The organism is Rhodococcus sp. ARP2 (assembly GCF_001029585.1).
Taxonomy (GTDB): Bacteria; Actinomycetota; Actinomycetes; order Mycobacteriales; family Mycobacteriaceae; genus Rhodococcus_F; species Rhodococcus_F erythropolis.
In genome coordinates, this window is sequence record NZ_LEKE01000107.1 from 1 (window position 1) to 3,084 (window position 3,084).

A 3,084-nucleotide genomic window follows, 5' to 3' on the forward strand; every position below is an offset into this window, starting at 1 on the left:
ACCCCCTCGAGGGGGTGAGAAACCTCATCTTGGAACAGGCTTCCCGCTTAGATGCTTTCAGCGGTTATCCCTTCCGAACGTAGCTAACCAGCGGTGCTCCTGGCGGAACAACTGGCACACCAGAGGTTCGTCCGTCCCGGTCCTCTCGTACTAGGGACAGCCTTCCTCAAGTTTCTAACGCGCGCGGCGGATAGAGACCGAACTGTCTCACGACGTTCTAAACCCAGCTCGCGTGCCGCTTTAATGGGCGAACAGCCCAACCCTTGGGACCTACTCCAGCCCCAGGATGCGACGAGCCGACATCGAGGTGCCAAACCATCCCGTCGATATGGACTCTTGGGGAAGATCAGCCTGTTATCCCCGGGGTACCTTTTATCCGTTGAGCGACACCGCTTCCACTTGCCGGTGCCGGATCACTAGTCCCGACTTTCGTCCCTGCTCGACCTGTCAGTCTCACAGTCAAGCTCCCTTGTGCACTTGCACTCGACACCTGATTGCCAACCAGGCTGAGGGAACCTTTGGGCGCCTCCGTTACATTTTGGGAGGCAACCGCCCCAGTTAAACTACCCACCAGGCACTGTCCCTGAACCAGATCATGGTCCGAGGTTAGAGGTCCAATTCGATCAGAGTGGTATTTCAACAACGACTCCACGATAACTGGCGTCACCGTTTCACAGTCTCCCACCTATCCTACACAAACCGAACCGAACACCAATACCAAGCTGTAGTGAAGGTCCCGGGGTCTTTTCGTCCTGCCGCGCGTAACGAGCATCTTTACTCGTAATGCAATTTCGCCGAGTCTACGGTTGAGACAGCTGAGAAGTCGTTACGCCATTCGTGCAGGTCGGAACTTACCCGACAAGGAATTTCGCTACCTTAGGATGGTTATAGTTACCACCGCCGTTTACTGGGGCTTAAATTCTCAGCTTCGCTCCCGAAGGAACTAACCGGTCCTCTTAACCTTCCAGCACCGGGCAGGCGTCAGTCCGTATACATCGTCTTACGACTTCGCACGGACCTGTGTTTTTAGTAAACAGTCGCTTCTCACTGGTCTCTGCGGCCCCACCCAGCTCAGACAGTAAATGTCGTCACCAAACAGGGCCCCCCTTCTCCCGAAGTTACGGGGGCATTTTGCCGAGTTCCTTAACCATAGTTATCTCGATCGCCTTAGTATTCTCTACCTGACCACCTGTGTCGGTTTGGGGTACGGGCCGTGTGAAAGCTCGCTAGAGGCTTTTCTCGGCAGCATAGGATCACTGAATTCGCCTCAATCGGCTACGCATCACGTCTCAGGCTATGTGTGACCCGGATTTGCCTAGGTCACGCCCTACACGCTTACACCAGTATTACCACTGACTGGCTCAGCTACCTTCCTGCGTCACCCCATCGCTTGGCTACTACCAGATCAGGTCCCATGCATCCACCAACTCGAGACCCGAAGGTCTTCTCGTGGCTTCAGGATGGTTAGTATCACTGATTCACCATGGGCGCGTTCACACGGGTACGGGAATATCAACCCGTTGTCCATCGGCTACGCCTGTCGGCCTCGTCTTAGGTCCCGACTCACCCTGGGCGGATTAACCTGGCCCAGGAACCCTTGGTCATTCGGCGGACGAGTTTCTCACTCGTCTTTCGCTACTCATGCCTGCATTCTCACTCGTGTGGCCTCCACGGCTAGGTCACCCTGCCGCTTCCATGGCCACACGACGCTCCCCTACCCATCCACACACCTGCCAGAAAATCCTTGGATCAACTGGGGGCTATTGCGTGAATGCCGCAGCTTCGGTGGTGTACTTGAGCCCCGCTACATTGTCGGCGCAGGATCACTTGACCAGTGAGCTATTACGCACTCTTTCAAGGGTGGCTGCTTCTAAGCCAACCTCCTGGTTGTCTTCGCGACCCCACATCCTTTTCCACTTAGTACACGCTTAGGGACCTTAGCTGGCGATCTGGGCTGTTTCCCTCTCGACTACGAACCTTATCGCCCGCAGTCTCACTGCCGCGCTCTCACTCACCGGCATTCGGAGTTTGGCTGATTTCGGTAAGCTTGTGGGCCCCCTAGACCATCCAGTAGCTCTACCTCCGGTGAGAAACACGCGACGCTGCACCTAAATGCATTTCGGGGAGAACCAGCTATCACGGAGTTTGATTGGCCTTTCACCCCTACCCACAACTCATCCCCTCAGTTTTCAACCTAAGTGGGTTCGGTCCTCCACGACGTCTTACCGTCGCTTCAACCTGGCCATGGGTAGATCACTCCGCTTCGGGTCTAGAGCATGCCACTACGATCGCCCTATTCGGACTCGCTTTCGCTACGGCTACCCCACACGGGTTAACCTCGCGACATGCCACTAACTCGCAGGCTCATTCTTCAAAAGGCACGCCATCACCCCCAACAGTAAACTGTTCGAAGGCTCTGACGGATTGTAAGCGCACGGTTTCAGGTACTATTTCACTCCCCTCCCGGGGTACTTTTCACCTTTCCCTCACGGTACTAGTCCGCTATCGGTCACCAGGGAGTATTCAGGCTTATCGGGTGGTCCCGACAGATTCACACCAGATTTCACGGGCCCGGTGCTACTTGGGTTTCCATTACAACAGTCACAAAGTTTTCGTGTACGGGATTCTCACCCTCTACGACAGGCCGTTCCAGACCACTTCCACTAACCCTGTGATTTCTTACTGTTGGCCTGCTCGGCAGAACAGACAAAATGAACCCCACAACCCCACGAATGCAACACCTGCCGGCTATCACACACCCATGGTTTAGCCTCTTCCGCTTTCGCTCGCCACTACTCACGGAATCACGGTTGTTTTCTCTTCCTGTGGGTACTGAGATGTTTCACTTCCCCACGTTCCCTCCACACGCCCTATATATTCAGGCGCGGGTAACACGACATCACTCGTGCTGGGTTTCCCCATTCGGACATCCTCGGATCACAGCTCGGTTGACAGCTCCCCGAGGCTTATCGCAGCCTCCTACGTCCTTCATCGGCTCCTGGTGCCAAGGCATCCACCGTACGCTCTTCATTACTTACAACAAAGATGCTCGCGTCCACTGTGCAGTTCTCAAACAACACACAA

1 rRNA gene is annotated in these 3,084 nt (G+C 55.1%); it reads right to left on the bottom strand.

What is annotated here, in order from left to right:
- A 23S ribosomal RNA gene (locus ABX74_RS26640) occupies positions 1–3,040 on the bottom strand; the annotation flags it as partial.
- Positions 3,041–3,084: the final 44 nt, after the last annotated feature.